Origin of the sequence: Acinetobacter sp. YH12126, from assembly GCF_013418745.1 — a bacterium.
Lineage (GTDB): Bacteria > Pseudomonadota > Gammaproteobacteria > Pseudomonadales > Moraxellaceae > Acinetobacter > Acinetobacter amyesii.
The window spans coordinates 1-25,975 of the sequence record NZ_VPBM01000014.1 but is presented as its reverse complement, the minus strand read 5'-3'; the positions used below and the strand labels follow the sequence as shown (position 1 = coordinate 25,975).

The 25,975-nt window shown below is 36.7% G+C and carries 20 protein-coding genes and 5 pseudogenes; 16 read left to right on the top strand and 9 right to left on the bottom strand.

Translation table 11 applies throughout. From position 1 onward, the window contains the following. Positions 1–10 precede the first annotated feature (10 nt). The 3 genes from FTU62_RS11380 to FTU62_RS11370 form a co-directional block, all read right to left on the bottom strand. Positions 11–511: a chalcone isomerase family protein gene (locus FTU62_RS11380; protein WP_180102706.1), complete on the bottom strand. Its 501-nt coding sequence runs from the start codon at positions 509–511 to the stop codon at positions 11–13. Then, positions 487–1,059: a nuclear transport factor 2 family protein gene (locus tag FTU62_RS11375; RefSeq protein ID WP_026438210.1), complete on the bottom strand. Its 573-nt coding sequence runs from the start codon at positions 1,057–1,059 to the stop codon at positions 487–489. Before FTU62_RS11375 ends, FTU62_RS11380 begins: the two co-directional genes overlap by 25 nt. A 118-nt stretch (positions 1,060–1,177) precedes the next feature. Continuing rightward, a complete protein-coding gene (locus tag FTU62_RS11370) occupies positions 1,178–2,059 on the bottom strand; it encodes a LysR family transcriptional regulator (RefSeq protein ID WP_004976964.1) in 882 nt (293 codons plus the stop codon). A gap of 102 nt (positions 2,060–2,161) precedes the next feature. On the opposite strand from FTU62_RS11370, the gene trpB reads away from it, so the two are divergent. Continuing rightward, entirely contained in the window at positions 2,162–3,373 is a 1,212-nt protein-coding gene (gene trpB, locus FTU62_RS11365) for a tryptophan synthase subunit beta (RefSeq protein WP_180102705.1), read from the top strand. Beyond that, a complete protein-coding gene (gene trpA / locus FTU62_RS11360; protein WP_180102704.1) occupies positions 3,370–4,158 on the top strand; it encodes a tryptophan synthase subunit alpha in 789 nt (262 codons plus the stop codon). Before trpB ends, trpA begins: the two co-directional genes overlap by 4 nt. A gap of 125 nt (positions 4,159–4,283) precedes the next feature. On the opposite strand, the gene ribA is transcribed toward trpA, so the two are convergent. Further along, positions 4,284–4,886, bottom strand: a complete 603-nt coding sequence (gene ribA, locus FTU62_RS11355) for a GTP cyclohydrolase II (RefSeq protein ID WP_180102703.1) — start codon at positions 4,884–4,886, stop codon at positions 4,284–4,286. A 263-nt stretch (positions 4,887–5,149) separates the two neighbouring features. Between ribA and FTU62_RS17555 the strand changes: the two are divergent. The 4 genes and pseudogenes from FTU62_RS17555 (at position 5,150) to FTU62_RS11340 (ending at position 7,614) form a co-directional block, all read left to right on the top strand. Continuing rightward, a pseudogene (locus FTU62_RS17555) lies at positions 5,150–5,460 on the top strand (transcriptional regulator). After that, on the top strand, positions 5,441–5,755 hold the full coding sequence (locus FTU62_RS11350) for a DNA-binding transcriptional regulator (protein ID WP_111885220.1): 315 nt from the start codon (positions 5,441–5,443) through the stop codon (positions 5,753–5,755). Before FTU62_RS17555 ends, FTU62_RS11350 begins: the two are co-directional and overlap by 20 nt. Before the next feature lie 175 nt (positions 5,756–5,930). Beyond that, positions 5,931–6,050 (top strand): annotated as a pseudogene (locus FTU62_RS11345) (IS3 family transposase); the annotation flags it as partial. A 352-nt stretch (positions 6,051–6,402) separates the two neighbouring features. Then, the gene (locus tag FTU62_RS11340; RefSeq protein ID WP_180102702.1) at positions 6,403–7,614 is read left to right on the top strand and encodes an integrase arm-type DNA-binding domain-containing protein; all 1,212 of its coding nucleotides are present in this window, start codon (positions 6,403–6,405) and stop codon (positions 7,612–7,614) included. 15 nt (positions 7,615–7,629) lie between these two features. Here the strand turns inward: FTU62_RS11340 and FTU62_RS11335 are convergent, their stop codons facing one another. Then, the gene (locus FTU62_RS11335) at positions 7,630–7,908 is read right to left on the bottom strand and encodes a helix-turn-helix domain-containing protein (RefSeq protein ID WP_004871362.1); all 279 of its coding nucleotides are present in this window, start codon (positions 7,906–7,908) and stop codon (positions 7,630–7,632) included. Beyond that, a complete protein-coding gene (locus tag FTU62_RS11330; protein ID WP_180102701.1) occupies positions 7,901–9,205 on the bottom strand; it encodes a type II toxin-antitoxin system HipA family toxin in 1,305 nt (434 codons plus the stop codon). Before FTU62_RS11330 ends, FTU62_RS11335 begins: the two co-directional genes overlap by 8 nt. Positions 9,206–9,710: 505 nt before the next feature. On the opposite strand from FTU62_RS11330, the pseudogene FTU62_RS11320 reads away from it, so the two are divergent. The 4 genes and pseudogenes from FTU62_RS11320 to FTU62_RS11305 all read left to right on the top strand — a co-directional run. Next, positions 9,711–9,981, top strand: a pseudogene (locus FTU62_RS11320) (transposase); the annotation flags it as partial. A 385-nt stretch (positions 9,982–10,366) separates the two neighbouring features. Further along, a complete protein-coding gene (locus FTU62_RS11315; RefSeq protein WP_180102700.1) occupies positions 10,367–13,783 on the top strand; it encodes a type VI secretion system Vgr family protein in 3,417 nt (1,138 codons plus the stop codon). A 64-nt stretch (positions 13,784–13,847) separates the two neighbouring features. Beyond that, on the top strand, positions 13,848–18,665 hold the full coding sequence (locus FTU62_RS11310) for an RHS repeat-associated core domain-containing protein (protein ID WP_180102699.1): 4,818 nt from the start codon (positions 13,848–13,850) through the stop codon (positions 18,663–18,665). A 20-nt stretch (positions 18,666–18,685) separates the two neighbouring features. Next, complete coding sequence (locus FTU62_RS11305; protein ID WP_180102698.1) at positions 18,686–19,132, top strand: hypothetical protein; 447 nt, start codon at positions 18,686–18,688, stop codon at positions 19,130–19,132. A gap of 15 nt (positions 19,133–19,147) precedes the next feature. Here FTU62_RS11305 and FTU62_RS11300 read toward each other — a convergent pair whose 3' ends face one another. Next, on the bottom strand, positions 19,148–20,119 hold the full coding sequence (locus FTU62_RS11300) for an IS481 family transposase (protein WP_127799757.1): 972 nt from the start codon (positions 20,117–20,119) through the stop codon (positions 19,148–19,150). Positions 20,120–20,257: 138 nt separating this feature from the next. On the opposite strand from FTU62_RS11300, the pseudogene FTU62_RS11295 reads away from it, so the two are divergent. After that, positions 20,258–20,586 (top strand): annotated as a pseudogene (locus tag FTU62_RS11295) (transposase); the annotation flags it as partial. 38 nt (positions 20,587–20,624) lie between these two features. Here FTU62_RS11295 and FTU62_RS11290 read toward each other — a convergent pair. Next, positions 20,625–20,873, bottom strand: a pseudogene (locus FTU62_RS11290) (integrase core domain-containing protein); the annotation flags it as partial. Positions 20,874–20,942: 69 nt separating this feature from the next. Here FTU62_RS11290 and FTU62_RS11285 point away from each other — a divergent pair. From FTU62_RS11285 to FTU62_RS11265, 5 genes are all read left to right on the top strand, one after another. Further along, positions 20,943–22,117, top strand: a protein-coding gene (locus tag FTU62_RS11285) for an IS3 family transposase (RefSeq protein WP_180102697.1) whose coding sequence is annotated in 2 segments (ribosomal slippage) — positions 20,943–21,177 and positions 21,177–22,117 — 1,176 coding nt in all. Because the reading frame shifts where the segments join, the coding sequence is not laid out codon by codon here. Further along, positions 22,089–22,478: a hypothetical protein gene (locus tag FTU62_RS11280; RefSeq protein ID WP_180102696.1), complete on the top strand. Its 390-nt coding sequence runs from the start codon at positions 22,089–22,091 to the stop codon at positions 22,476–22,478. The genes FTU62_RS11285 and FTU62_RS11280 overlap by 29 nt, the downstream gene beginning before the upstream one ends. Positions 22,479–22,598: 120 nt before the next feature. Beyond that, positions 22,599–23,477, top strand: coding sequence for a tetratricopeptide repeat protein (locus FTU62_RS11275; RefSeq protein WP_163146125.1), 879 nt, complete (start codon positions 22,599–22,601; stop codon positions 23,475–23,477). Positions 23,478–23,592: 115 nt separating this feature from the next. Then, positions 23,593–24,183 carry a tetratricopeptide repeat protein gene (locus FTU62_RS11270; protein ID WP_257223184.1) on the top strand — a complete coding sequence of 197 codons (591 nt, stop codon included), beginning with the start codon at positions 23,593–23,595 and terminating at the stop codon, positions 24,181–24,183. Positions 24,184–24,869: 686 nt separating this feature from the next. Continuing rightward, the gene (locus tag FTU62_RS11265; protein ID WP_180102695.1) at positions 24,870–25,373 is read left to right on the top strand and encodes a tetratricopeptide repeat protein; all 504 of its coding nucleotides are present in this window, start codon (positions 24,870–24,872) and stop codon (positions 25,371–25,373) included. A 67-nt stretch (positions 25,374–25,440) separates the two neighbouring features. On the opposite strand, the gene FTU62_RS11260 is transcribed toward FTU62_RS11265, so the two are convergent. Next, positions 25,441–25,975: IS5 family transposase (locus FTU62_RS11260; RefSeq protein WP_180102694.1), on the bottom strand; the 535-nt coding region annotated here is incomplete at its 5' end.

The window sequence follows — 25,975 nt, the reverse complement described above, 5'->3', positions numbered from 1 at the left end:
GCGGCAGATACTAATTTAATAATTGCTGTTTTAATTTAGCACTAAATGGCTGGGGACCCAGCCATATATTAAAATATTGTTGTGCCAGAGGATGTTTAAGCTGCCCTAAACCTTGCTGGTTCAAGGATAAGCTCAGGGTCTGTGTAGCATGGTTGTATTTTAAACGGTATAGGTCGCCTGATCTGACCGGACGATACAAATCGGTGATTGGGTTGAATAGAGCATGTATTTTTGCGTCTTTAACATTACGTTTCAGTAAATGTGTGGCCGCATGCTTAAATGCCCATTCCGGAATATTTTGGGTATAGGAAAAGTCCATCTGTATATTTTGTTTTTCCCAGGATTGGCTACAGTTTTGGGCAAAATAACTGGCCATACCGACCTGTTTTTGACCCACCATCAGCGGACCATTGCCGCATTGATTCAGGCTTTGTGCCTGTGCCCATGGACTGAAGCTACATCCCATCACTAACGTCGTGCTGATCGCTATTTTTTGAAAGGCAGTAGCCATGAGTAGACCCCTCCAACATAAGGCAGGGAACGGTACAGGCCGTTCGCAGGGTCCCAGAAATCCTGCTGGAAAATAATCTTGTTGTTTTCGTTGATCTTGATTTCACTGATACCGTAAGAGTCCATACTGCGGGTCGTGCCGAACATTTTAAAATCATAGGCCATATGCCAGTGCACATAGGCAGAGTCCTGATGATAAGAAGCGTTTAACAGCTTGACGCTGACCTTGCTGACCCGTTTGTTCATGCCTTGAAAGTGCTCCAGCAGATTTTGACGGGATGAAAATTGCGATAAGGTATCGTTAATAAACAGCTGGTCAGCATACAGCGATCCGGCTCTTTCCACAAATTCCGGTGTGCCCAAGGTATTAAAGGCTGAGGTAAAGCGGAGGCCGATATCCTGAGCTTTAGCCTGATCCAGCGCTATCCCCTGAATACCGTTTCTGGATTGGGCATAATCGGCTGAATAACTGGGAATACTTTTACATCCGGCTAACAACAGAAGCGGCAAGGATAAGGCTGTAGCAATAAGTGTTTTTACAAGTCTCATCATCAGTGTCCGTATGAAGTGTATCTTTATACCTTAGGCAGCACAGCGTGAACAGAATGTGAAATAGACGTTATAGATGAGCAATTGAATAGAATTTTTCAAATCAAAGATTAAATGTTTAACTTTTTTCTTCGGCCATTAACCAATCAATGATATTCATAACATCACGATTTTCGTTATTTTTTCTGACCATTGCATAAAAATTATAGTCACAATAGATAAAACCAAAAGGGGCAATGATCTTTCCATTTAACATTTCTTTTTCTACTAGAATTTGAGGTGCTATGGCAATTCCTAACCCAGACACTGCAGCTTCTATCATTAAATTCAGACTATCAAAATAACGGTCATTGGATTTTGGGGAAAAGCTTATTTGAAACTGATCAAACCATGTATGCCATGCACTTTTATTTGAGTGGGTATGAAGTAATGGATAGTTTAAAAGATCATTTACGGAATGAAGAAGATTTATTTCACGATTACAAATAGGACCCATGTTATCGGGAAATAACAGATATTTATTCAAAAAGTTGGGAAGTAGATGATGCTCACTGACGCTATTGATAAATATGTCAACTTTCTCTTTTTCTAACAATTTTAAGTCATTACATGTCATTAATTTGATATGGATATTGGGATAAATGACTTCGAGCTTTTCTAATCGAGGAATCAGCCAATTTGCCATAAAACTATGAGAAGCGCCTATTACAACTTCTACTTCTGAAGTTTTATTTGTTAACTCAAAGACGCATTGTTCTAAACGATTAAAAAGCTGCGTACAAACTAGCGATAATTCTTCGGCATCCGCCGTCAGAGAGATGGTCGAGGAATGTCGAATAAACAATTTTTTATCCAACCATTCTTCTAACTGCTTTATTTGATGGCTAATCGCACTATGGGTTACACACAATTCTTCCGCAGCTAAACTGAAACTTTTATTTCTAGCGACAGCCTCGAATGCTTTTAAAGCATTAAGGGGAGGTAATGTTCTGCGTTTCATGTTGTAAAATTCTCTAACACCATAAGCTCAAAATATATCAATTATCATAAAAATGAAAATATTTTAAGATCAAACAAGTTTTGATAGTAAAAGAGATATGAGATGACAACCCCTTATACAGGTAATGGTCCTGATGACTTGGGATTTTTTGGTCAATTTGGCGGATGTTACATGCCAGAGAGCTTAATGCCAGCACTTCAAGAATTAGAACAAGCCTTTAATACTGTTCGGCACAAACCTGAATTTTGGGCTGAATATCATCAGATTTTAACGGAATTTGTTGGTCGTCCTAGTCCTCTTTTTTATGCAAAAAACCTAACAGCTTATGCAGGCGGCGCTCGAATATATTTCAAGCGAGAAGATTTGAACCATACGGGTGCGCATAAGATCAATAATTGTGTAGGGCAAATCTTATTAGCCAAATTTATGGGCAAAACCAGAATCATTGCAGAAACGGGTGCTGGGCAACATGGTGTTGCAACAGCAACGGTTTGCGCGCTGTTTAAGATGAAATGTACCATTTTTATGGGAGAAACAGATATTCAGCGGCAACAAATGAATGTTGAACGTATGAAATTACTCGGTGCTGAAGTCAGAAGTGTTCAAAAAGGGCGTGGGACTTTAAAAGATGCCATGAATGAAGCATTACGTGACTGGATTCGTCATGTGGATACAACCTATTACCTATTGGGTACGGGTGCAGGCCCTCATCCATATCCCACCATGGTCAGAGAATTTCAGAAAATTATTGGTTTAGAAGCCAGAAACCAAATACTCCTGAAAGAAAATAAACTGCCTGATGCTCTAGTTGCTTGTGTTGGTGGAGGATCAAATGCATTAGGGTTGATGCATCCTTTTCTAGAAGACCTGAATGTCAAAATGTTTGGCGTTGAAGCGGGTGGAAAAGGAACAAATAGCGGTGAACATGCCGCCTCTATTTGCAAGGGTCAAGTCGGTGTGCTGCATGGCAATTTAACTTATTTATTACAAGATTCAGATGGGCAGATTTTAGAGGGGCACTCTATATCAGCTGGCTTAGATTATCCTGGTGTTGGTCCTGAGCATGGTCTTCTGTTTGAAACAAGACGTGTTACATATACGGCGATCACCGATCAAGAAGCGGTAAATGCCTTTCAGCTTTTAAGTCAACAGGAGGGTATTATTCCTGCTCTTGAGAGTTCTCATGCGATTGCATATGCGATTCAACTTGCTCAAGAAATGCAGCCAGAACAGATCATTATTGTCAATTTAAGTGGCAGAGGAGACAAAGACTTAAACACGGTCAAAAAATATCTTGCAGGAGCTACAGCATGAACCGTCTAGATCAAAAATTAGAGCAATTGAAACTGGAAAATCGAAGCGGTCTGGTCTGTTATTTTACTGCTGGAGATCCTAATTTTACAGAAAGTTGTCGTCTGTTAAGCCAATTGGGTCAAGCAGGGGCTGACATTATTGAAGTGGGTATTCCATTTTCTGATCCAGTGGCAGATGGAGAGATCATTCAGGCAGCGCATCTTCGGGCTTTAGATGCAGGTCAAACGGTAAAACAGACCATTGAGTTGGTAAAAGTAATCAGGCTGCATGATGACCAGACACCAATAATTTTCATGACTTATTTAAATCCGATTATACAATATGGTTTTGAGACACTTATCGCTGAAACAGAAAATCTTATAGATGGAATATTGATTTTAGATGCTCCATATGGATATCGAGAAAAATTTGAGGTGCAATTAAATGAAAAAAATATGCATTTAATTGCAATGACCGCGCCGACGACCCCAGTTGAAAGGTTAGAGCAAATTTCAGCGCGCGCGACAGGTTTTTTATATCATGTTGCAGAAAATGGCTTAACAGGAGGAGACTTCAATCTATCTAATCTTGAGAAAAAGATAACTGAAATTAAGCCAATTTTTAATATTCCAGTTGCAATTGGCTTTGGGATCAAAAATGAAAGCCATGTTAAAGCACTAGCCAATAAAGTAGATCTTATTATCATTGGCTCAGCGCTTGTCGATACTTTTTTTAATAAGGGAATGAATGCTACTTTAGAAAAAGTGACGGTTTTTGCACAGATAATGAGACAAAATAAAGAATAGTCAGGCAGCTTTCATAAATCTTCTTTAAAACCATAATTGAACATAAAACAATATTTTATCTTGGCCTTCTCCCGAAAGGGAGATGGAACTTTATACGTGGATTTTTTTCTATAAGTGATAGCTTTTTAAAAATCACTATTATCATATAGATGTGACATGCGTTTTTGCTTTGTTTCTACATAAGCTTTGTTAAAGATATTTAAACCAACTTTTAAAGGAATACGTTCAACAACATTAATTCCTAAATCAGTTAAAGATTTAATTTTAAGGGGATTATTTGTAATGAGTTTTACATTCTTTATTTTTAAATAATCTAGCATAATGGTACACATATCATATTTACGAGCATCTGCTGGTAAATTTAATAATAAATTGGCGTCAAGAGTATCATGTCCTTGGTCTTGAAGGGCGTAAGCTCGAATTTTATTGGTTAGTCCTATGCCGCGACCTTCTTGGCGCAAGTATAAGATCACACCTTGTCCTGCATCATTAATCATTTTCATGGTTGAATGTAATTGGGGGCCGCAATCACATTTGAGTGATCCAAAAGCGTCACCTGTTAAGCACTCTGAATGAATTCTAACGAGTACAGGTTGATTAGAAATAGTACCCATGCCTTTGGCAAGAGCAATATGTTCTTCATCAGTACTTTGGTCTTGAAATGCTATAATTTCAAAATCGCCAAATGCAGTAGGTAACTTTGATTTGGAAACAAATTCTATAGCCATTTAATTATACCCCTGTATTTTAAGAATTTAGAAACTTTCAACTATTACTTTCCACCTAAAATAGTTCTCAGATAGTGAAATTTATGTGAAAACACAAGATTTTTTAGTGTCTGAAGTAAATTTCAATAAAAAAGCAATAAGTTACATCTAATTTTAGCTTTGGAATTATGTAAGAACTAAAAACAAAAAACTCAAAATTAATACTTAAAAATACTACATAGTCGTATAGAATAAATTACTACAAAGTAGTATAAATACAAGTAATGTATACAATATGTGAAACCCCATTATTTACTAAATACTGTCTTGTTTATTGGGCTCAGGAAGAATTCAAAACATTCTTGGCATTAAATCCTGAAGCAGGAGATGTAGAGCCTAATTCAGGTGGCATTCGTAAAATTAGTTGGACGAGCGGTGGGAGAGGTAAAAGTAGTGGTGTCAGAGTCATCTACTTTAATCGTTTAACAAATGGAGAGATTTGGTAACCCTGTACAGTAAAAAGCAAACTGTACAGCTTAGTAAAAAAACTCTTCAAGCATTGGTGGAGAAATTAAATGACTCGTTTAATGACTGAAAAAGAACTCGAAGCTTTTGAAGCAACCAGAGATATTGAAGCTGAAATCTTGCAAGGTATTGATGATATGTTTGCTAATAATGCAGCTAAAAGAACTGTAATTACTGAGACCGATGTAGCATTAGCTCGTAGAAAGGCTCAACTGACACAAGAGCAATTTGCCAAACTTCTGGGTGTTTCGAGACGTACACTCGAATCTTGGGAACAAGGTACTAGAAGACCTTCAGGAGCAGCAACATCGCTTATTCGATTATTTATTGTTGATCCACAATTTGTAAAAGAAAGCCTGGCTTGATTTATATAGCTCTTGATTGAGGGCTATTGGCCTATTGATTCTAGCCAAAAATTATGGACAGTACTTCCCTCTAAAGATAACGTAACGTTAACTTTGGAGATCCAAGAAATGACTATCTTGCGCAGCAATGCTGCACAAGTCCTGAATTTAAACAGCAAGCGATTGATTATGCACTATTGAGATTTATTACAATCGAAGCAGAAGACATTCTGCAAACGGCTGGTTAAGCCCAGAAGCCTTTGAACAGAAATATTTCAAGAATTTAGAGGGATTTGTTGTCCACGATACTGTCTAGGATCAGCTTGGATTAGTGACATATTCAGCTCCTACAAAATTCAATAGTAGCTGAAGATCGACTTAATGCGACAGAACCGAAATATTACCTCAAATAATTAAGGTTCGGTTACTAAGTCTGTAAAACAAACCCATTGCAGAATAGTGTTTAACTATCACTGATTTTTGTTGCTTAATACAGATTTTAACAGTGGTTACTTTTTTGGTTACTTCAACTTATAAACTTAGAATAATATCTATAAAAAACATATATATAAATTATTATGTGATGCGTAATATACGCATCACATAATAATGCTTATTTTTGATATAATTAAGATAATGTGGATCATTATGCTGGTTTATAAAAATTTATGAGTCTTACGGAAACACAAGTACGAAAGTCATATCCAAAAGAAAAAATTTACTTTTTAGCTGATGATGATGGTTTAAGCTTAAAAGTCGATCCTAATGGAAAAAAGTCTTGGAGTTATCGATATTCAGTTGCAGAAACGGGTAAAAGACCACGAGTCACTCTAGGTACATATCCTGAGATGAATCTCAAAGAGGCTAGAGTGGCCAGAGACTCCTATAAGGCAACTAAATTTTCTACACAAAATTTAGTTCAGGAGAAAATTCAAACTTTTAAAGTTGTTTGTGAAGAATGGTTAGAGTTTAAAACAAATAATTCATTTAAAGATCAACCACGTGGTGGTGTAATCCAATTGGCGAATGCATGTTTAATAAATGACATTTATCCCGTTATTGGTGATATAGATTTTAGTAAAATTAAAAGAACTGATTTAGTTAAGGTAATTAAGCAGATTGAAAATAGGGGAGTTAAGGAACCTGTAAAAAAAGCGTATAGCTATTTAAATCAAATCTATGATTTTGCAGTTGCAATGGGATACTGTGATTATAATCAAGCTTATGGTCTCAATAAAATATTATTGAAAGGGAAATTAAAGAAAAATTATCCCTATTTAAAAGATGAAGAAATTTCTAATTTTATTCTTAGAATAACTCAACTAAATACAGATCCGATTATAAAAAAAGCAATCCTATTTAAATTATATACTGGAGTCAGGGGGGCAGAGTTATTGTCTGCAGAACCTCATCATTTTGATTTTGATAACAATCTTTGGAAAATACCTGCTTTACATATCAAGCAATATCGTCGAAAAGTGATAGCAGGTTATGATATTCCAGATTTTTTAGTCCCGTTATCATCGCAAGCGGTGAGCATTGTTAGATCTGCACTAGAGTGGTCACAAGGCGATCGTTATGTTTTTGCCAGCCCAAAAATTAAAGATAAGCCATTGCATTTTAACACAATAAATTCAGCCATTCGTAAGATGGGATACAAAAAAAATGAGCTATCCTCACACGGTTTAAGATCAACATTCAGTACTATTTTAAATGATTCTGGCTTATTTCAAGATAGTTGGATTGAGGCTCAGCTTTCACATGTAGATAAGAATAAAACACGTGCTAGTTATAACCATGCAGATTATATTCAACAAAGAGCTGATATGATGCAGTGGTGGGGTGACTATTTAGAAAATAAATCAAAATCTAGTTTATAGGTAATTTAAATTAAACTATTTTGATTTAATAATAAATTTTAAACCAAATGCATTTAACAACTTATTTATAGAATCTAATGTTGGATTACTATCAGGTTGCTCCATTTTCTGTAAAGTCTGTGGTGCAATTTTAGTAATTTTACTCATTTCATTTAATGTTAAATGTAGTTCTTTTCTAATGTATGATGCAATCTGGTAAATTTGCCACTCAGGATTGTTATTTATATTTTCTAAGACTTGTAAGCGTTTATTCATTTGCTCGATTGCCGTCATAGGCTTATAACGTTTATCCATTAGAAAGCTCCTGAATCTGTTGGCATATATTCAATATACGATGATGACTATTTTGTAGAATCTCATCATCTATATTTATTTTTTTCATTTCATCGAGCAAATTTTCATACAGTGGCAATTGTTGAATTATTGTATGTTTAATTTCAGTTGAATCTATTCCTGTACATTCTTCTATTTGCGTTATGACAGATCCCCATATAGGCATTCCTCCATGGTCATCTTTTTCCCAACGTGTAGTACGTGCAATTCCGTCAGGATGAAGCCACATTGGTGCAAAATCGAAGAGGGGTGTTAATTGAATTGTACCGTCATTTAAACGTTGAATTGCGGTATTACGGGTATGATTATCTTTATTTCCTAATGCAACATTAGTAATATCTCGTTTCAAATATTCAAAAATTTCAGCTTTTGGTGATGAGCAACATTCCATGATCAATGTACAGATTTGATTATGTGTCATTTTAACGCCGAAGCCAGCTTTACCACTTAAAGAGGCTAGGCTTTCTTGTGCAACTCTTTCGACTTTACCATTGATAATTTGGCGATCAAAACGTGGAATAAATAGCGTTCTCTGGTGAAGTTCCAAGTCCTTGAACACTCTTAGACCTAAATACCGAGCTATTTTCATGTAAATTGCTTCATGTAACAGTATTTTTTCCAGTTTTTGATCATTTCCACGACTAAATTTAACTAGCCAATGCTTTGCTGCTAGTTCATCTGGAAGACTGTGATCTAAATAAAACAGACCATCATATCCTTGTGTTAGTAATAGTTTAGGCCATTCACCTTGAACACCTGAAGAACCAGCAACAAATAAGCCATATGATGCAAGTGACTCAATGAAATCTTCTTTCCTTTCAATTATTTCGCTTAGGCTAAATCCACGAGGTTTCACTGTCGGAAAATGATCTTGAAGCCAGTCATAAGCTTCTTTAATTCGTAGATTACCAATAGGATTACCTGCCCCAGATTTCAGTAGGGGCCAATCAGCTTGTTCTTCTGCATTAATTGAAAAAACCAGCTGATTTAAAAGCTCCTTTCGCCCATAACCTTGAGGTAGCAAGTCCATGAGAAATGCTGGCCATTGGTTTTCTAAGTTGTTTTGTACATTGACTGGAAATTGGAATGATAGAGCATGACCATCCCTTAAATCCATATGTTCAATAGCATATTCAAATAAGTATGACGTTCGTGTAGATGCTCTCCAGCCTTGCTCTTGATTAGCAATTAATTCAACGATAGCGCAATCTTGCCATTCGTTATTTTGAAAAATTTGAAGTGTGCAATATTGATTCATATATGTATTAAAATAAAATATTAGTTTCTATTTTGGCTATATTTATTTATTATAGTAGATATATATTAAATTTCCTACTCTGATTTAGAATCATTTAATTTGCACTATAAGTAATCATTTTAAACGTCATAACTTGTCGTATTGCTAAATTACTAACTTCTTTATGCAATTTTTTTGATTAAATATTCAAAAGGAGAAAATAAATGGAATAACTTAATCCATCTGATCTAAAAGCGATTCTACATTCAAAAAGAGCAATTCTGTATTATTTAGAACACACCCGTGTCATGCAGGAAGATGGGCGTGTCTTATATCTGACTGAAGCTAAGAAAAGTTAGACAAATTGTTGTACAACAAGATAAATCTGTTGATGACGCACTGGACATAGCATTTAAAGAAATATATTAAACTTATTAAACCTAACTTAATCTAATTGGACTTTGTTGCACAAACCTACCTCTAAGGGCTTATTCAGTAATATAATACTCATAAGCTCACACCAAAAATCTATCGTACAACCAATTGTCCACCTACAATAAAGCCTTGATCAATCGAGGAAATATATCAATTTGGTTTGATTCAGCGACCCAATGGTTGCTCCGTCCATTGATAAACACGGGTGAAATCAAACCTATTCTGATGCAGCAATCCAATGCTGCTTAATGATTAAATTCCTATTTCGTCTGTCTTTACGCATGGTCACTGGCTCTGTTCAAAGCCTGATTAAACTATGCGGTCTAGATTGGACAGCACCAGATTACACTACACTTTGTAGAAACCTGAGTTCGATGAAATCCACTTAGCCTTTTAACATATTTTGGAAAGTTGGCTTATCTATATATTCATGGCATCGGGGTAGAGAGCGATCTTAAAATTGCAGAACAACATTTGCAAAAAGCGGCTTTACAAGGACATCTTGAGGCGTTAGCGCAATTGGAAAATATTCACGCTTTTTTAAATGTAACTTAATAGTATTGGGTTTGAGTTGAGTTGAATTAAACGAAAGAGACGTATCGAGGTGGATGCGTCTCTTTTTTCATCAATAAGGGACTTTTCGCTTACATAAAGCCAAACAAAGTCAGGCGCCGAAGCCTTGGAATATATGAGTTTTCTTGATTAAATACCGCCGTATTTTATAAAAATCGATTTTTGATAATAAACATGCTGAACAATATTTATTCTGCACTTGAGAAATTGGGCATTAGTCCACAAAAACGTGCCTTGCATATTCAATTTTCCAATACCACGCTGAATGAACAAGTATTCTTGCAACGTATTGATGGGGAACATGCCTTAAGTGAAGGTTTGAATGTTCAGCTCATCTGTCTCTCAACTTCTGCCACCTTAGAACTCAAACAATTTATTGGCACGCAAGTCGCGATTGATCAGGTGACCGATGCGGGGCAACTTTTTCGTATTACCGGGATCATTACTGAAGCATTTCAAGGCCAAAGTGATGGTGCATTAACGCTATATAAGTTGACCTTAGAAGATGCAACGGCATTGTGGTATAAGCGTCGTAATAGCCGTGTGTTTATGAATAAATCGGTCAAAGATGTGGTCGAGATTATTTTTAAAGAATGGCAAAAAAAGAGCCCACTTTTTGCAGCGAGCTTAAGTTTGGACTTAAGTGGCTTAAAAAAAGAGTATGACGTTCGACCATTCATGATGCAAAGTAATGAAACCGACTATGATTTTATTACCCGCTTATTACGCAGTGAAGGCATTCATTGGTTGGTTGATGAAGCTCAATCTTTTGTAACATCGTCTGCGACACCCATAGCAGCTCAAAAGCTACGTTTGATTGATGATAATAGTCAATATCAAGCTTTGGAGCGACGTAATATCCGTTTTCATCGCAGTAGTGCGACTGAAAAAAATGACAGTATGACCAGTTTTATCGGTCAGCGCAGTCTGCAACCGACGTCGGTACATGTGCAGCGGTGGCAAGCGGATGTGCTTGAACAGGACGAGGGTGGTGGTGCAGTACAAAGCAAGCACCTACATAGTCAAAATCAAGATAATGCGAGCTTAAGCTTAGAGCAGGCATGGCATGTGAGCCCTGCATGGATGCAAGATCTGAATGGTGAAGATGCTGCAACAGCTTCTAATAGTGCTCAAGTTGAACGTCTCAATCAAAATTTTAGTGATTATTATGCGGCTCAAGCCAAACAATTTATTGCTAAAAGTACCGTGCGTGATACACAAGTTGGTTATTGGTTCAAATTGGATGAGCATCCAGAGATTGACCAGCATCGTGGTGCCGATCAAGAATTTTTGATTTTATCTAAGTCTTTTTATAACCAAAATAATTTACCCAAAGATTTATCCGATCAAGTTACACAGTTAATCCATCAAAGTCAGTGGCAAGTCAAACAAAGCGATGCGGATGAACGCCAAGCCAATACCTTGACTTTGCAACGTCGAAATATTACGACCGTCCCTGAATTTAATCCACTTACACATCGACCAGTAACACATCCACAGCGTGCTAAAGTTGTGGGTCCTGCAGGTGAAGAAATCCATGTTGATGAATGGGGAAGGATAAAAGTCCGTTTCCTATTTACCCGTTCCGATGATCATGGTCATGATGGTGGTGCAGGTGCGAATAATAATGACACAGACTCGGCTTGGGTTGATGTACTGACGCCTTGGGCCGGCGAAGGTTATGGCGCACGCTTCTTACCTCGAATTGGTGAAATAGTCGTCGTTGATTTCTTTGATGGCAACATTGACCGACCTTTTGTCGTGGGGCGTATTCACGAAGCGCAGCGTAGTCCTACTAAATTTGACAATAAAGGACAATTACCTGATACCAAAAAACTCGCGGGAATTCGTTCCAAAGAAGTGGCGGGAGAGGGTTTTGGCCAATTACGCTTTGATGACACCACGGGGCAAATTAGTACCCAGCTGCAAAGTAGTCATGGTGCGAGCCAACTGAACCTCGGTAAGCTCAGTCATCCAAAAGATAAAGCAGAAAGTGAAGATCGGGGTGAAGGTTTTGAGCTGCGGACAGATCAATGGGGGGCAGTACGAGCTGGACAAGGTTTATTGGTGTCGACTTATAAACAGGAAAAGGCCAATGGTGAACATTTAGATGCAGAGATTGCAAGAAAACAGCTGGAGACGAGTCATAGTAATAGTAAGTCTTTAAGTGATATTGCAAAGCAACAAAAAACAGATGAAATTGAATCTGTTGAACAGCTAAAAGCTTTTGCCAGTGAAATAGAAAAAGATATCGCTAAATTTAAAAAAGCCATTCTTTTACTTAACTCAGTGGATGGTATTGCACTGAGTACACCAGAGGATATTCATTTATCTGCAACAGGCATGATCAACCAAATTGCCGGTGATAGCATTAACCTGAGTACGCAAAAAAATATTGTGGGACAAGCTTTAGGTAAGGTTAGCTTATTTGCAGCTCAAGGTGGTATTAAAGCAATAGCAGCGCAAAGTAAAGTCGAAATTCAGGCACAGTCTGATGCTTTGGATATTTTGGCAAAAAAAGGAATTACGATTTCTTCTACTGAAGACAAAATAGAGATTAGCAGTCCGAAAGAGATTGTGATCACAGGAGCTACTTCCCAAATTACTTTAAATGGCTCGGGAATTTTTGCTAAGACCGGCGGTAAATTTGAAGTAAATGCAGGGCAGCATCTATTTAAACCAGCATCGAGTGCTAGTAAGTCTGCACAACTTCCTGCTTCTAATCCGATGAAAGGGGCCTTAGAACTGCTTAAGAGCTATGGTGGTCAAGATTTCTTTAGCGGAACTGGATTTAAAGTGATTGATGCTTTGGGCAAGCAAGTTACAGGAAAATTAGACGGCAATGGCTTTGCTCAAGTAACGGGTATCGCACCAGGACCGGCTAAAGTTGAGTTTGACAAAGATCCACGCAGTGCGTGGGATCAGTCTAGTCACTTTAATCGCAACTATGATTGGGCGGAAAAAGTGGTACCAGGCGCTTCGGACTTTTTACAAAATACATTGGGTTCGTTGGGGCAAAATTTAACATCACAGTTAAAAGATAATCTCTTTAATTTAAATGCCGATTCTTTAAAAAATATCGGAAAAAATGCATTAAAAGATCTAGGTGGACAGGCATTAAATCAATTTAAAGACCAAGTCACCAATTCCGCACTATCTGCAATTTCATCGAAACTCAACTTGGGACTTTCTGCTTCACAAATGGCAAGTTTGGGTCAGGGTGCACAAGGCTTATCCAGCGTATTAGGTGGAAGTGGAATGAGTAACGGCATCGTTTCTGGGTCAACTGCTGCCGCAGTTCAGAACTCTCAAGCAACTATTGATAAGGATATTGTGGGTCGTAAAATTTCTTATTCTACACGTGCATTGACCTACACAGAAACGATTCGAGAAGGCGCGGTTGCTCCCATGAATGTAGCAGCTGCACCCGTGGCAGTGCCTAAAGTTACTGAAATAAAAGTAGCAGAAGTTACACATGCACCAGTGATACCTGTCCTTGCCAGTGACGATGATTGGGTAGATAGGAAGCAATATTCAAGCCCTTATCTCACTTATAGCGAAACTACACGACCGAAAAAGAACAATGGTTAGCGTTTGCTAAAGCTAGCGCCAAACACAGTTTTAAATATTTAGAATTTGAGTAATAGGTTTTTACATGACAACTGATCAAAATGTTCAAAAAGAACAACAGACAATAAATAAGCCAGCCGTAGAATTGGCAATTTTCAATTTAGAGAGTGTGACGCATACTGAAGATCATAAGTTTATAGCACATCAAATTCAGGATTATTTAAAAGCGTGTGGAAATACCAGCCTTGAGCAGCTAAAAGCTAATGCAAATGTTCCGACTGTAGCGAATATCTTTGCATTATCTGGGGCAGTTTTAGACTTGTTATTATTTGCCACCGAGCAAGAACAAGGGGATGCCGCTGTACAAAAAATAGCAGTGCTGAGTATGAACCTGATAGGTTTGTATTTAGAACCTAAAGCTGAAGCTCATGTACGTATGGCTTTACGTCCTTTATTGGGACTCATGGCTGAATGCTTATATCCGCAAAATGGTAAGATCAAAGAAGCTGATATCCGTCGCATGTCTTTGCATTTAAATGCACAAATGGCAGGAGATTTAGAAAAGTTTCTGACTGAAACACAGGCCAAACTACCTAGCCTGCTTTCAGGTGCGACAAATTTAGGAACATCAATATTAAACACTTTTGCAGCACCTATTCAGTCGGGGCTGGTTTCACCGACTATTAGCTTTGGTGCAAGTGCTGAAAAACGAGATCCGGCAGAACAATTTAGCAATTGGGCAAAACCGCTGATTGATTTAAGTAAAACCAGCGCACTTGCCAATATGCTACCTAAAATAAGGAAAGAACAAACAGGCACGCTGCTACAAACTCAAGCAACTCAGGCATTGAGTTCATTTCCAAATGAAATTCAACGTCAAGCTAACGCAGGTCTAAAATACAGTTTGGCATGGCTAATTCAAGAAACCTTAAAAGCCATTAAAACTCAAGGTAACAAAGCCAATGCCAGTGTGCCGATTAATCAAACTGGCGAGCATGAGCAGCATACAACAGGAGATACTTTAGAGTTTGTCAGCTTACAAGCGGATGCATTAGCTATCCCAATTTGTAATGATCAGGAAGTAGCGACGAGCAATAGTATAAGTTACGCTATTGGCGCAGAGCGTATCAGTCATAGCGATTTTACTTTACCTAAAGTGGGATTAGTTTTTAGTCGTTTATATAACTCACAAATGAGTGATTTAGATGGGAGTAATATTGGAGCACGTTGGATGATACCATTTTCTAATATGATAATTAGAAAAGATGAAGGGTATTATTATATTGAGGATGGTAGGGTTATTAATTTATTTAAAGATTACCCTAAAGAAACACTTGAAGTTCCATTTGAAGGAATAATATTAACACCATTAAATGAAAATACAATTAGGATGAATTTTGGTACGTCACAAGTTTTTGATTTTATAAGTTTTGATAATGGGCGGGTTTTTAATTTAGTTTCAAGAGTAAATGTAAGGACAGGTGATTCGTTTGAAGCTGATTATTATTTAATTAATAAAAAGGCTTTATTAACTTCAGTTAAATTTAAATCAAAAAAAGCTTATAACACGTTAAAATTTGCTTATAATGATCAAGGCAGGATTGTTGCTATTTTTGTCGATGATTTAGCAACACCTTTAGCACGATACAAATATGATCAACAAGGTAATTTGGTAGAAGCGATTGATGAAAATGGTCACGTTCGTCAATACCAATATAATACACATCATCAACTCACTCGTTATACAGACCGTACAGGACGTGGACAAAATATCCGTTATGATTCAACTTTGCCAATAGCTAAAGCCGTTGAAGAGTGGGCAGATGATGGTAGCTTTAAAACCACACTGAAATGGCATCCACGTTTACGTCAAGTAGCAGTTTATGATGCTTATAATGTACCAACGTACTACTATTTTGACTTAGATGGTTTTACTTATCGTATCCGTTTAGCTGATGGTCGAGAGAAATGGTATTCGCGTGATAAAAATAAAAAAATTACTAGGCAAATAGATTATTTTGGGATTGAGTCTGAAAAAGTTTATAATGATAAAAATGATTTAATAAAGTTTATTCAACCAAATGGTGGAGTGATTAAATTTGCTTATGATGAAATGGGAAATTTAACTGAAATAAAAGATCCAGAAGGTAATATTTGGAGGCGTGAATACAATACTGATGGATTAATGGCAAAAGAAATTAATCCACTTGGCCAAATAACAGAATATAAATACGATGCTGAAGGGCAATTGATTGAATTGATCGATGCCAAAGGCGGTAGTAAAAAAATTCAATACAATAACCTTGGGAAAATAATTGCGTATACTGACTGTTCAGGTAAGGAAAGTGCTTGGAAATATGATCAAGAAGGAATCTTAAAACAACAAATTAGTGCTGATCAGCATGGGGTACAGTATCTATACAGCACTCAGGGGATTGATAAAGGTCAAATCAAAACGATTATTTATCCTGACGATCAGGAAGAACACTTTGAACATGATCAGGAAGGGCGTTTACTGAAACATATTGATACAGCAGGGAAAGTCACTACTTATCAATACAATGCCATTGGTTTATTGCAAAAACGTACCGATACAAATAAAAGTTATGTATCTTATTATTGGGATAAGATTGGTAATATAAAAAGAATAGTTAATCAAAAAGGAGAGAGTTATAATTTTGAATATGATCTATATAATAGATTATCAGTAGAAAAAAGTTTTGATGGTTTTGAGAAAAAATATATTTATAACGATAGAGGTTTTATATCCTCTATGGATTTAAAAGATATTTTGGTAAATATTAATTATAATAATGAAGGTAAAATATCTTCTAAAGATTTTGTAAATAAAGTTACAAATAAAAAAGCATATGAGCATTTTGAATACAATTTACTCTACAATTATTTGAGTGTAGAAAATGAACATAGTAAAATTGATTACGTTTATGATCGTTTAGGAAGAGTTAAGAGAGAACATCAACACTATAAATTACCTAATCTCACCCCAATGACTGCAGTACTACGTTATGAGTATGATGAATTGGGAAATCTGATAAAAACCATTCGTCCAGATGGGCAAGAAGTATCATACTTAACTTATGGCTCTGGTCATGTTTACGGTGTTGCATTAAATAAGCAAGATATGGTCGGCTTTAAACGCGATGACTTGCACCGTGAAATCGAACGTTACTTTGCTAATGGTTTGATTCAAAAAAATCAATACAATGAAGTGGACTTACTCATTGCACAAAACATTCAGCCCGAACAAGAAACAGTAGATAGATTGATGCATCAAGTACAGCGTCATTATTACTACGACAAAAATTATCTACTAACCCAAGTGCAAGACAGTCGTCTAGGACAATTGAATTACCAATACGATGCCATTGGTCGTTTAATCAGAAGTCAAAGCCAACAATATACGGAAAACTTTAGTTTTGATCCTGCAGGAAATTTAATTGATCCGATTGCAACGCAAAGTGCGGAAGTTAAAAATAATCTTGTGAAAAGCTATCAAGGTAAGCAATACAAATATGATGTTCAAGGAAATGTAGTTGAAACTCAACAGGTGGGAGAACAGCTGAAACTTCAATGGGATAATCTTAATCGCTTGGTTCAAAGTAATTACAACGGTCACATTACTGAGTATGGCTATGATGTATTTGGACGACGTTTATATAAGGCTAATAAAACTAACAATAGCTTCACCTTGTTTGGTTGGGATGGTGACTTAATGGTTTGGGAATCACGACAAGATCAAGATACCCAAAACAGTTATACTAAACATTACGTTTATGAGCCGAATAGCTTTGTACCTTTGCTACAAGCAGGCTATTCTGGATTTATCAAACTGATCGATACACCAAATTATGAACGGTTCAGGACCGAACCCTATTCAATTCAACAAGACCCTGTTTGGCGCACAGATTCACGTAAAAACAGAACCGAACTCGAACGCATAACTTTTTACCACTGTGACCAAGTTGGTACTCCACAGACATTAAGTAATGAGCATGGAGAATGTGTTTGGGAAATCGCTTTAAATACTTGGGGCAAAACGCAAGAAATTAAAGTACAACATCCAGATAATCCTTTGGAGCATAGTCATATCCGCTTCCAAGGACAATATTATGATGAAGAAACAGGATTACACTATAACCGTTACAGATATTATGAGCCGTTTAGTGCACGTTATATAAGTAAGGATCCAATTGGATTAATTGGAGATATTAATGAATATAAATATGTAAATAATCCAAATCAAGTGGTTGATGTATTAGGTTTAGCACCATGGGCTGCAAAAGCTCCAACTAAAACTAGGTGTAAATACGTTGAATGCAACTTTCCAAATCCAGATTACCTAGTTTGTTCAGGAGGAGCTTTAGGTGCATCAGGTACATTGGCTGTTAACTTACACAATGGAAATCTGTATCGAGGTGGTGGAGCCGGTCTTGGATATATTAGGGATATCACAAAAGAAATGACAAGTGCAAATCCTAAAATGAAATTTGGTGGTGGTGTGTCATGTATCTTCTATACAATACAAAAGTTACCTAAAAATACGGTAAGAGGGAGGGCAACGGATGAATTAATGAAAGGTATGAGTGTTACGGCAAATGCAAATTTAGGAATAATAGCATTTGGTGTCGATAAACCGATACAGTTAGATATGACGGAAAAAGGCCCACGGTTAGCTAAAGAACAGTATACAGCCGTAGGAGTTGGAGGAACAATAGGTGGTGGCCTTGATATATCTGCAGGTGGGCTACAACCTGCTGGGAATGTTAAAGATTATCTATTTAAAGTACCTACTCGTGAAGTTACATTACCTGAGGGTTATAATGGCCCAGTTCATTATAATATAAACCATGAATTAAGTAAGATGGGTAATCTATCTTGGTGAATTAATTAAGGATAAAATTAATGAGATTATTCGTACTGTTTTTTATTTTTATGGTTGGTTGTTCAAACACAGATGTAAATGATTCTGTAAAAAAAAGCATAAAACTAAGTTATATCTTGGATATGAAAAATAGAATTTTTTCTGAATATAAACTAACTCATGATGGAGATGTAGTTGCGGCATACTCTACAACATCAATCTTTTATATTGCTGAGAAAAATTTTAGTGAAACAGATTATTCCGGTATAAAAAAGAAACTAATAGAAAATGATTGGAAATTTATTCATGAAGTTAATGGGAAGGATATTTACTGCACTAGAGATAATGAAAAGTCGTTGACGATAGCTAGACCTCGAAATGGAAGTGAAGAATTTAATAATGATAATACTGTAGTTATTAGAGGTGATAAACAATGGAATATTGGTTTTTACTATGGTACTGGAATAGCACAAGATTGTAAGTTATAAAATAACTTGTGTGATTCATAGAGATCGTTTCAATTTAGCGATCTCTAAATCCATCTTGTAATTGGCATGTTGAATCCGTTCATTGGATGGGTTGTATTGCTTCTGGACCTCATCAGAGAAAGGGGTTTCTTCACATAATTCAAAGTACCTTTCCATCGGTGTTTTACCTTTCAAAGCTGAATGTGGTCTCATCCAGTTATAGTAATGCTGCCATTCGGCTAGCTTGTCTTGAATATCTTCAGAATTAATATCGACAGTAGCGTAGAACTCAGATTTATCAGTCTTTTGAGAGCGCTCTACCTTGCCATTCAAATGAGGTGAACCTGGTTTATTTGGCCTAAATTTGATTCCATGCTGCATCAATTTTTTCTGTACTTTTTCAGCAAAAAATTCCCGCCCTCGATCGGTCTGTATTCGCTGTATGGGAAAAGGCATTTCTTCAATTACGCAGTCTAAAAAGTCGAGCGTATTCGCTGCTGTTCGGCGTTTATATATCCTTAAAACGCGATATCGTGTGCAGTCATCGATAGATGTGTACTGATATAGCCCAGGACCCAATTTACAAGTATCCATTTGAATCCTATCGCCTGGTAATGGGCGTTCATAACGAATGAAATCTACTTTACGACGGAATTTTTTAATCGGTTTGACTTGATGGGTGGATAGTACTTTATGGATAGTCGCTAAGGACAACGAGACTCCGTGCAGCCTCATCAATTCTGTTTGCAAACGTCGAGCACCCAGATTTCTAGCCGAGCGCATTTCCAATATTAAGGCTTCTAGCTCAGCATTGATTTTAGTATTTGGAGATTTTAATGGGCGTTTACTCTGACTATTTAATCCATCAATACCTTGCTCAGAATATCGTTTCCACCACTTGCGTAATGTTGGTCTAGAAATGCCACATCTCCGACAGACTAGGCCAGCATCATTGGTCTCTTCAAATAATTTAACCCATACGAGTCTTTGTTGAATTTCTCTGTTCATAGACACCAATTATATTGAAATGATGTCTATGAATCACACAAATAACTAATAGTTTGTATCTTATATAATTATTTTTTAATTTAGGGGGGTGTTGCACAAAGCTGTTCTTAAAGGCTTCTTCAGCAATAGAATTTCCGAATGAAGAAATCTATACCCAAAATTTATCGTACAACCAATTGGTCCTCATATATGAGTAGTATACTGTGCAAGTTTAATTAACAGAGGCAGCATTTCAATTTAGTTTAATCCTATAAACTCAATGGTATGCTCAACCACAAGGCAAGCATGGACGACATCAAATTTATTCTGATACGGCGGTTCCATGCTGTTTGATAATCAAATCTCTATTTTGCCTTTCTTTACGGGTGGTTACTGGCTTTGTTCAAAGTATCATTAAACTGTGTGGTTTAGATTGGATAGCGCCAGATTATTCGACACTACGCAGAAGACAAAGGGATAGCGATATTGAACCGTACCGGGTTTGTCGGAGACATTTTTATTTAAGTTAGGCCACGTGACCTAACGGGTTAATCTTATCATAGTACATTGCTTCAAACTTAAAAGGCGATACATAACCCAATGCGCTGTGTACACGCTTTTTGTTGAACCAATCTACCCAATTTAATGTCGCAAGTTGTACATCCGCTAAACCTTGCCAGTCTGCTTTTAAATATTCAATCACCTCTGTTTTGTATAACCCATTCACTGTTTCAGCCAAAGCGTTATCGTATGAATCACTGGTCGTACCGACTGATCCTAGCCAAAATAATGGACAGTACTTCCCTCTAAAGATAACGTAACGTTAACTTTGGAGATACAAGAAATGGCCAAACGTTTTAGTCCTGAATTTAAACAGCAAGCAATTGATTATGCACTTTCAAACTCACACGAGTCAGTAGCTGCAATCTCCCAGAAATTAGGTGTGGGTTATTCAACATTAGATAAACGGATTCGTGAAACCAATCCGGCAGGTTCAAGCAAACGTCAGCTTTCACCAGAACAACAGCGGATCCTAGAATTAGAGAAAGAAGTCAAACAGCTCAGGGAAGCCAATGACATCTTAAAAAAAGCGCATGTGTACTTTCTGACAGATCATGCCAAGAAAAGTACACGGTAATTCAAGATCTGGAAGTGAATGAAGTCACTGTATCTTCTGCCTGTAAATGCCTGGGTGTTAGCACTTCAGGCTATTATGCCTGGCGAAAACGCCAAGCTAATACAGCGCAGAAATATAATGATTTAAAAGCCGCATATTGGCAGCATCATGCACGATTGGGTGCACCTTCATTGGTACATGACATGCATGATTTAGGTTACAGCATGAGCGAACGAACCGTTGGAAGAATGCTTAAAAAGCTTGGTTTACGTAGCAGGATTGCACGTAAATACAAGCATATGACTGATTCAAACCATCGTTTGCCTACAGCGCCTAACTTGTTAGATCGTCAATTTACGGTCAATGAACCCAATAAGATCTGGACAACGGATATTACCTATATCCGTACTAAGCAAGGTTGGCTGTATTTATGTGTGATGCTGGATCTATTCAGCCGTCGTATTGTCGGTTGGCAAACCAGCCATCGAATAGATCGTCAATTGGTGTGTGATGCGTTTCATTATGCAATGGCTCGTCAGGGGTATCCAATGGGTGTCATGGTACATTCACTTGCGAAGCAGTGCTTCTCAGGCTCACAGTACTGTAGTCGTGATTTTAGGGCGCTATTATTGACGAATAACTGCGTTCAAAGTATGTCACGCAGGGGAAACTGTTGGGATAATGCAGTGACCGAAAGCTTCTTTCATACATTGAAAGGTCATGTGGTCCATGGCAGTGTGTTTGCCACTCGACAAGAAGCGAATGCTGTCTTGTTTGACTATATTGAGATTTATTACAATCGGGTTAGAAGGCATACTGCAAACGGCTGGTTAAGCCCTGAAGCCTTTGAGAAGAAATATTTTAAGAATTTAGATGGATTTGTTATCCACGATACTGTCTAGGATCAATGGGCGGGGGGGCACTTTAGGAGCGGCAGGAAGTAGATCAGTAACTTTTCATGACCCATATGATGGTGTTTATAAAGACGCATTGAATGGTGGGTGGGGAGATGTAAGTGCTAGTGTTGTATTATTTAGAGGTATAGGTTTTGGTAAAACTGGTTTAGGTGAAGCATCTAGTGATGGCTTAATATCGACATATGATAGAGGAGTCGCTGCTAGTGCTGGAGTTTCAAGTGGACATGTTATACCTAGTTTATCTAGCTATAAGGTTGAAGCTTGTTTTACAAATGACCCACGTGGGCCCATTTGTAATGGTCGAAATGGTAGATGTGAAAAAAGTGTACCTAAAAAGCCTCGATAATATATCGATCCCAAAACCATTCCTGAGTATGATCCTCGCTCTCATGCACATATTCCGCCAAATAATGTCAACATTAATGACATTTTTAACAAAATGAGTTTTTAAGAGGCTATGTACAAAATGCTGAAAAAGAAATTATTAGTGAGTCTAGCTGTAAGTATATGTATTACTGCTTGTAATGCTTCAAATACATCATCTGATTTAAATATGACATTTGAACAAGCTGAGCAGTTAAGATCACAAGCAGAAGCTGCACCATCAAACTCTGATGAAAAGAAAGAATATTATAAAAGACTCGAACCTATTTATGAAAACTTGGCAAAAGAGGGTAATAGTGATGCTCAACTAATATTGGCAGATATTTATTTTAAAGCGCTGAGTGGAACTTATGATACTAAAAAATCATTTGAGTGGACAAAAAAATCGGCAGATAATGGAAATGTCTCCGCTATGTATAATACTGGTTTTAAGTACTACACTGGAACTGGAGTTCAAAAAAGTATAGAAAATGCAAAAAAATATTATCTTAAAGCTGCTAAGTTGAATGATGTTGATGCAATGGGCTCTATAGGCTCTATTTATATTGAAGAAGGAAATATTGAAGAAGGGTTAAATTATTTAAAAAGTGCAGCCGAAAAAAATGATGCTCTTTCATTATTTGAGTTAGGGTTGATATATTGCGAAGGTGTGGTTGTTAAACAAGACTATAAAATTTGTAATAATTACTGGGAAAAATCTGCATCATTAAATAATGCTGAGGCTGCTTTAAATTTGGGTATTAATTTGATAAATAGTAATGGTATCACTAAAGATGTGGATCGAGCTATTAAGTATTTTGAATTAGCTAGTAAAATGAGTAAAGGACAAGCATCTTATAACTTAGGGGTCATATATTCATCTCCAGATTATAATAAGTTAAATGAAAGTTTATCTCAATTTTACTTTAATAAAGCATATGAGCAAGGCATCTCAAGTGCTAAAGAAAAGATAAAACAGTAAGTATTCAAATAATTTTCTGTAATTTATAAGAGATAGCATAATAATTCTCAAAAATAAAGTTCTGTTTATTTCCGCTATAAGCATTGTTATATGTAGCTTAATTGCTTGTACAAATTTGAATAAACAAGACAAGTTCCCTACGCTCGAGGAAGAGTGTAAATTAGCAGGAAGTAGTAGTAAGCAGTGTGAAATTCTTAATTTAAAAGATTTATCCTTAGATGAAAAAGAGAATCTAATGGGATGGGTCTATCTAAATGGGTTAGATAATATCAAACCTAATTATGATAAAGCTTACTATTGGTTTGAAAAGGCTGCAAAAGCTAATAACCATGAAGCTATAAATTCATTAGGTATGATTTATTTTGCTGGGTTAGGAAAAGATAAGGATTTTCAAAAGGCTGAAGAATGTTTTTTAGAAGCAAATAGGTATGGTAACAAAGATGCTAAATTGAACTTGGCAGAACTATATAGAGTTAAAGATTTTGGTCGATCGCCAGATTTTGAAAAAGCAGAGCGTTGGTATTTATTAGGAGTCCAAGATAATCCTTCACGGGCATATGAGGGGTTATCAAAAATGTACTTGGATCAGGAAAACTATGAAAAGGCATTTAGTTTCTCTGGAAAAGCTGCTGAACTAGGTAATCCTGAAGCACAATATAATTTAGGGGTTTTCTTTGAGCAAGGCGTGTATGTAAAAAAAAGATAAAAAGCAAGCTGAGTTTTGGTATGAAAAAGCAGCTAAGCAAGGACATTTGAACGCAATTAATAATTTAAATATTCTTAGATAAAAATAAATGGAAAGGCTTCATTATGTAATCATTTTTATCATAATGAAGCTTTATTTTCCGGGGTTATATGAAAAGATACTGTTTGATAGGTTTTTTAAATAAAATTATTTTCTTGTTTTTGTAACTAAAGAGAAAAGTATTAGCAGGTTTTTTTATTTCTTACCAATTATAGTCATTTATTAAAAAGTAAAATAACTGAAAATAAGGAGAAATAAATGAAAGAAATACTTTTACTAGCAATTTTATTGGGGTTAACTGGGTGTAGTGATAATGACCAAAAAAGCAGTGTGCAAGAAAATATAACTCAGCATGCTGAGTAGCAGTACCAGCATTAGCTAATTATAGTTTACCTGCCTCACCATAAGCATTTTCGATGGGGGGGTAGTCTATACTAATACAAGCCCTGTCGGCGCATCTACATTATTGGATGAAGCAAAAGACCGCTGCATTAGTTATGCCTAATGCAACTCAAGTGGCAAATGTACTGAAATGAAGCGATTACAAGAACTGGGGAAAAGATATCAAGAAGAAAATCCTGTGTATTTAAATGTACCTCCGAGTTCTCAATGGTTTCCGTCAAGTTTTTAATTTTTGGAGTTAGTAAATGAAATATTCTTATTCTATCTTTTTCAGCCTATTGATGGTAAGTGGTTGTAGTAATGGTACATCAACGAATACACTTCCTGATTCAGAAAAGATTACATCAACGGAGCAAGATTCATATCAAAAAATACAGAAATATTCTGAAGCTGGCGATAAGGAAAATTATTTAAAACTTTTAGAAACGTCTGCTGAAAGTGGGGATGTAATTGCCCAAAATGAATTGGCTGGATTATATGCATTTGGTGAGGGCGTACCAAAAAGTGGAGAGAAATTTATTTATTGGTCAGAGTTAGCTGCATCTAAGGGGTCTTCACTTGCTCAACTTAATTTAGGTACAGCCTATTTTTTTGGAACTAATGGAGTAACTCAAGATTTGGTAAAAGCAGAAAAGTGGCTAACACTTGCTGCAAGTAATAATGAAGAAATTGCTAAAAGTTATTTACAGAAAATAAAAAATAATGAAATACCAGATGATATAAAACTTCTTATGGAGAGTGATAAGTAGTTTGGTCTATTTACGGCTTTGTTGCACAAAGATTTGAAATACAAAGCCCCCCCTAATTGAGCCAAATTTAAGGCGTAACTTGGGTAAGTGGTCGACCTAATTCCGTAAATCTGTTGAGGACTGCTACACGTGCATGAATTTCATTGACTTGGCTATCAAATTTTCTTGCACTGAGTTTATCGCCCAATAATTTGATGCAATGCATCTTAGTTTCGACCAAACTTCGGCAATGATAGCCGGACCATTTTTTCCATAATGTCCTGCCTGAGAAGCACTGCTTCGCAAGATTAACAGTACGAAGTAATTCATTTCGCGCTAGCGAGCTGATCTTTGTATCTTTCCATGGTTTCGCATTTTTTCTAGGTGGAATCACCGCATGCGCTTGCCGATCTGCAATGACCTGACGACATTGTTTGGTGTCATAAGCGCCATCGGTATAAACAGAGTCAATCTGCTCATCTTGTGGAATCTGATTGAGTAAATCACCAAGCACTTGTGAATCACTCACATTATTTGTAGTGAGTTGAATGGCGCGTATTTGAAGGGTTTCATCATCTATACCAATATGAAGTTTACGCCATTGGCGACGATATTCAGGTCCA

Excerpts from the sequence above, each read along its gene's own strand:
- FTU62_RS11380 (WP_180102706.1), bottom strand. The coding sequence starts at position 511 with ATGGCTACTGCCTTTCAAAAAATAGCGATCAGCACGACGTTAGTGATG.
- FTU62_RS11375 (WP_026438210.1), bottom strand. The coding sequence starts at position 1,059 with ATGAGACTTGTAAAAACACTTATTGCTACAGCCTTATCCTTGCCGCTT.
- FTU62_RS11370 (WP_004976964.1), bottom strand. The coding sequence starts at position 2,059 with ATGAAACGCAGAACATTACCTCCCCTTAATGCTTTAAAAGCATTCGAG.
- trpB (WP_180102705.1), top strand. The coding sequence starts at position 2,162 with ATGACAACCCCTTATACAGGTAATGGTCCTGATGACTTGGGATTTTTT.
- trpA (WP_180102704.1), top strand. The coding sequence starts at position 3,370 with ATGAACCGTCTAGATCAAAAATTAGAGCAATTGAAACTGGAAAATCGA.
- ribA (WP_180102703.1), bottom strand. The coding sequence starts at position 4,886 with ATGGCTATAGAATTTGTTTCCAAATCAAAGTTACCTACTGCATTTGGC.
- FTU62_RS11350 (WP_111885220.1), top strand. The coding sequence starts at position 5,441 with ATGACTCGTTTAATGACTGAAAAAGAACTCGAAGCTTTTGAAGCAACC.
- FTU62_RS11340 (WP_180102702.1), top strand. The coding sequence starts at position 6,403 with ATGAGTCTTACGGAAACACAAGTACGAAAGTCATATCCAAAAGAAAAA.
- FTU62_RS11335 (WP_004871362.1), bottom strand. The coding sequence starts at position 7,908 with ATGGATAAACGTTATAAGCCTATGACGGCAATCGAGCAAATGAATAAA.
- FTU62_RS11330 (WP_180102701.1), bottom strand. The coding sequence starts at position 9,205 with ATGAATCAATATTGCACACTTCAAATTTTTCAAAATAACGAATGGCAA.
- FTU62_RS11315 (WP_180102700.1), top strand. The coding sequence starts at position 10,367 with ATGCTGAACAATATTTATTCTGCACTTGAGAAATTGGGCATTAGTCCA.
- FTU62_RS11310 (WP_180102699.1), top strand. The coding sequence starts at position 13,848 with ATGACAACTGATCAAAATGTTCAAAAAGAACAACAGACAATAAATAAG.
- FTU62_RS11305 (WP_180102698.1), top strand. The coding sequence starts at position 18,686 with ATGAGATTATTCGTACTGTTTTTTATTTTTATGGTTGGTTGTTCAAAC.
- FTU62_RS11300 (WP_127799757.1), bottom strand. The coding sequence starts at position 20,119 with ATGAACAGAGAAATTCAACAAAGACTCGTATGGGTTAAATTATTTGAA.
- FTU62_RS11280 (WP_180102696.1), top strand. The coding sequence starts at position 22,089 with ATGGATTTGTTATCCACGATACTGTCTAGGATCAATGGGCGGGGGGGC.
- FTU62_RS11275 (WP_163146125.1), top strand. The coding sequence starts at position 22,599 with ATGCTGAAAAAGAAATTATTAGTGAGTCTAGCTGTAAGTATATGTATT.
- FTU62_RS11265 (WP_180102695.1), top strand. The coding sequence starts at position 24,870 with ATGAAATATTCTTATTCTATCTTTTTCAGCCTATTGATGGTAAGTGGT.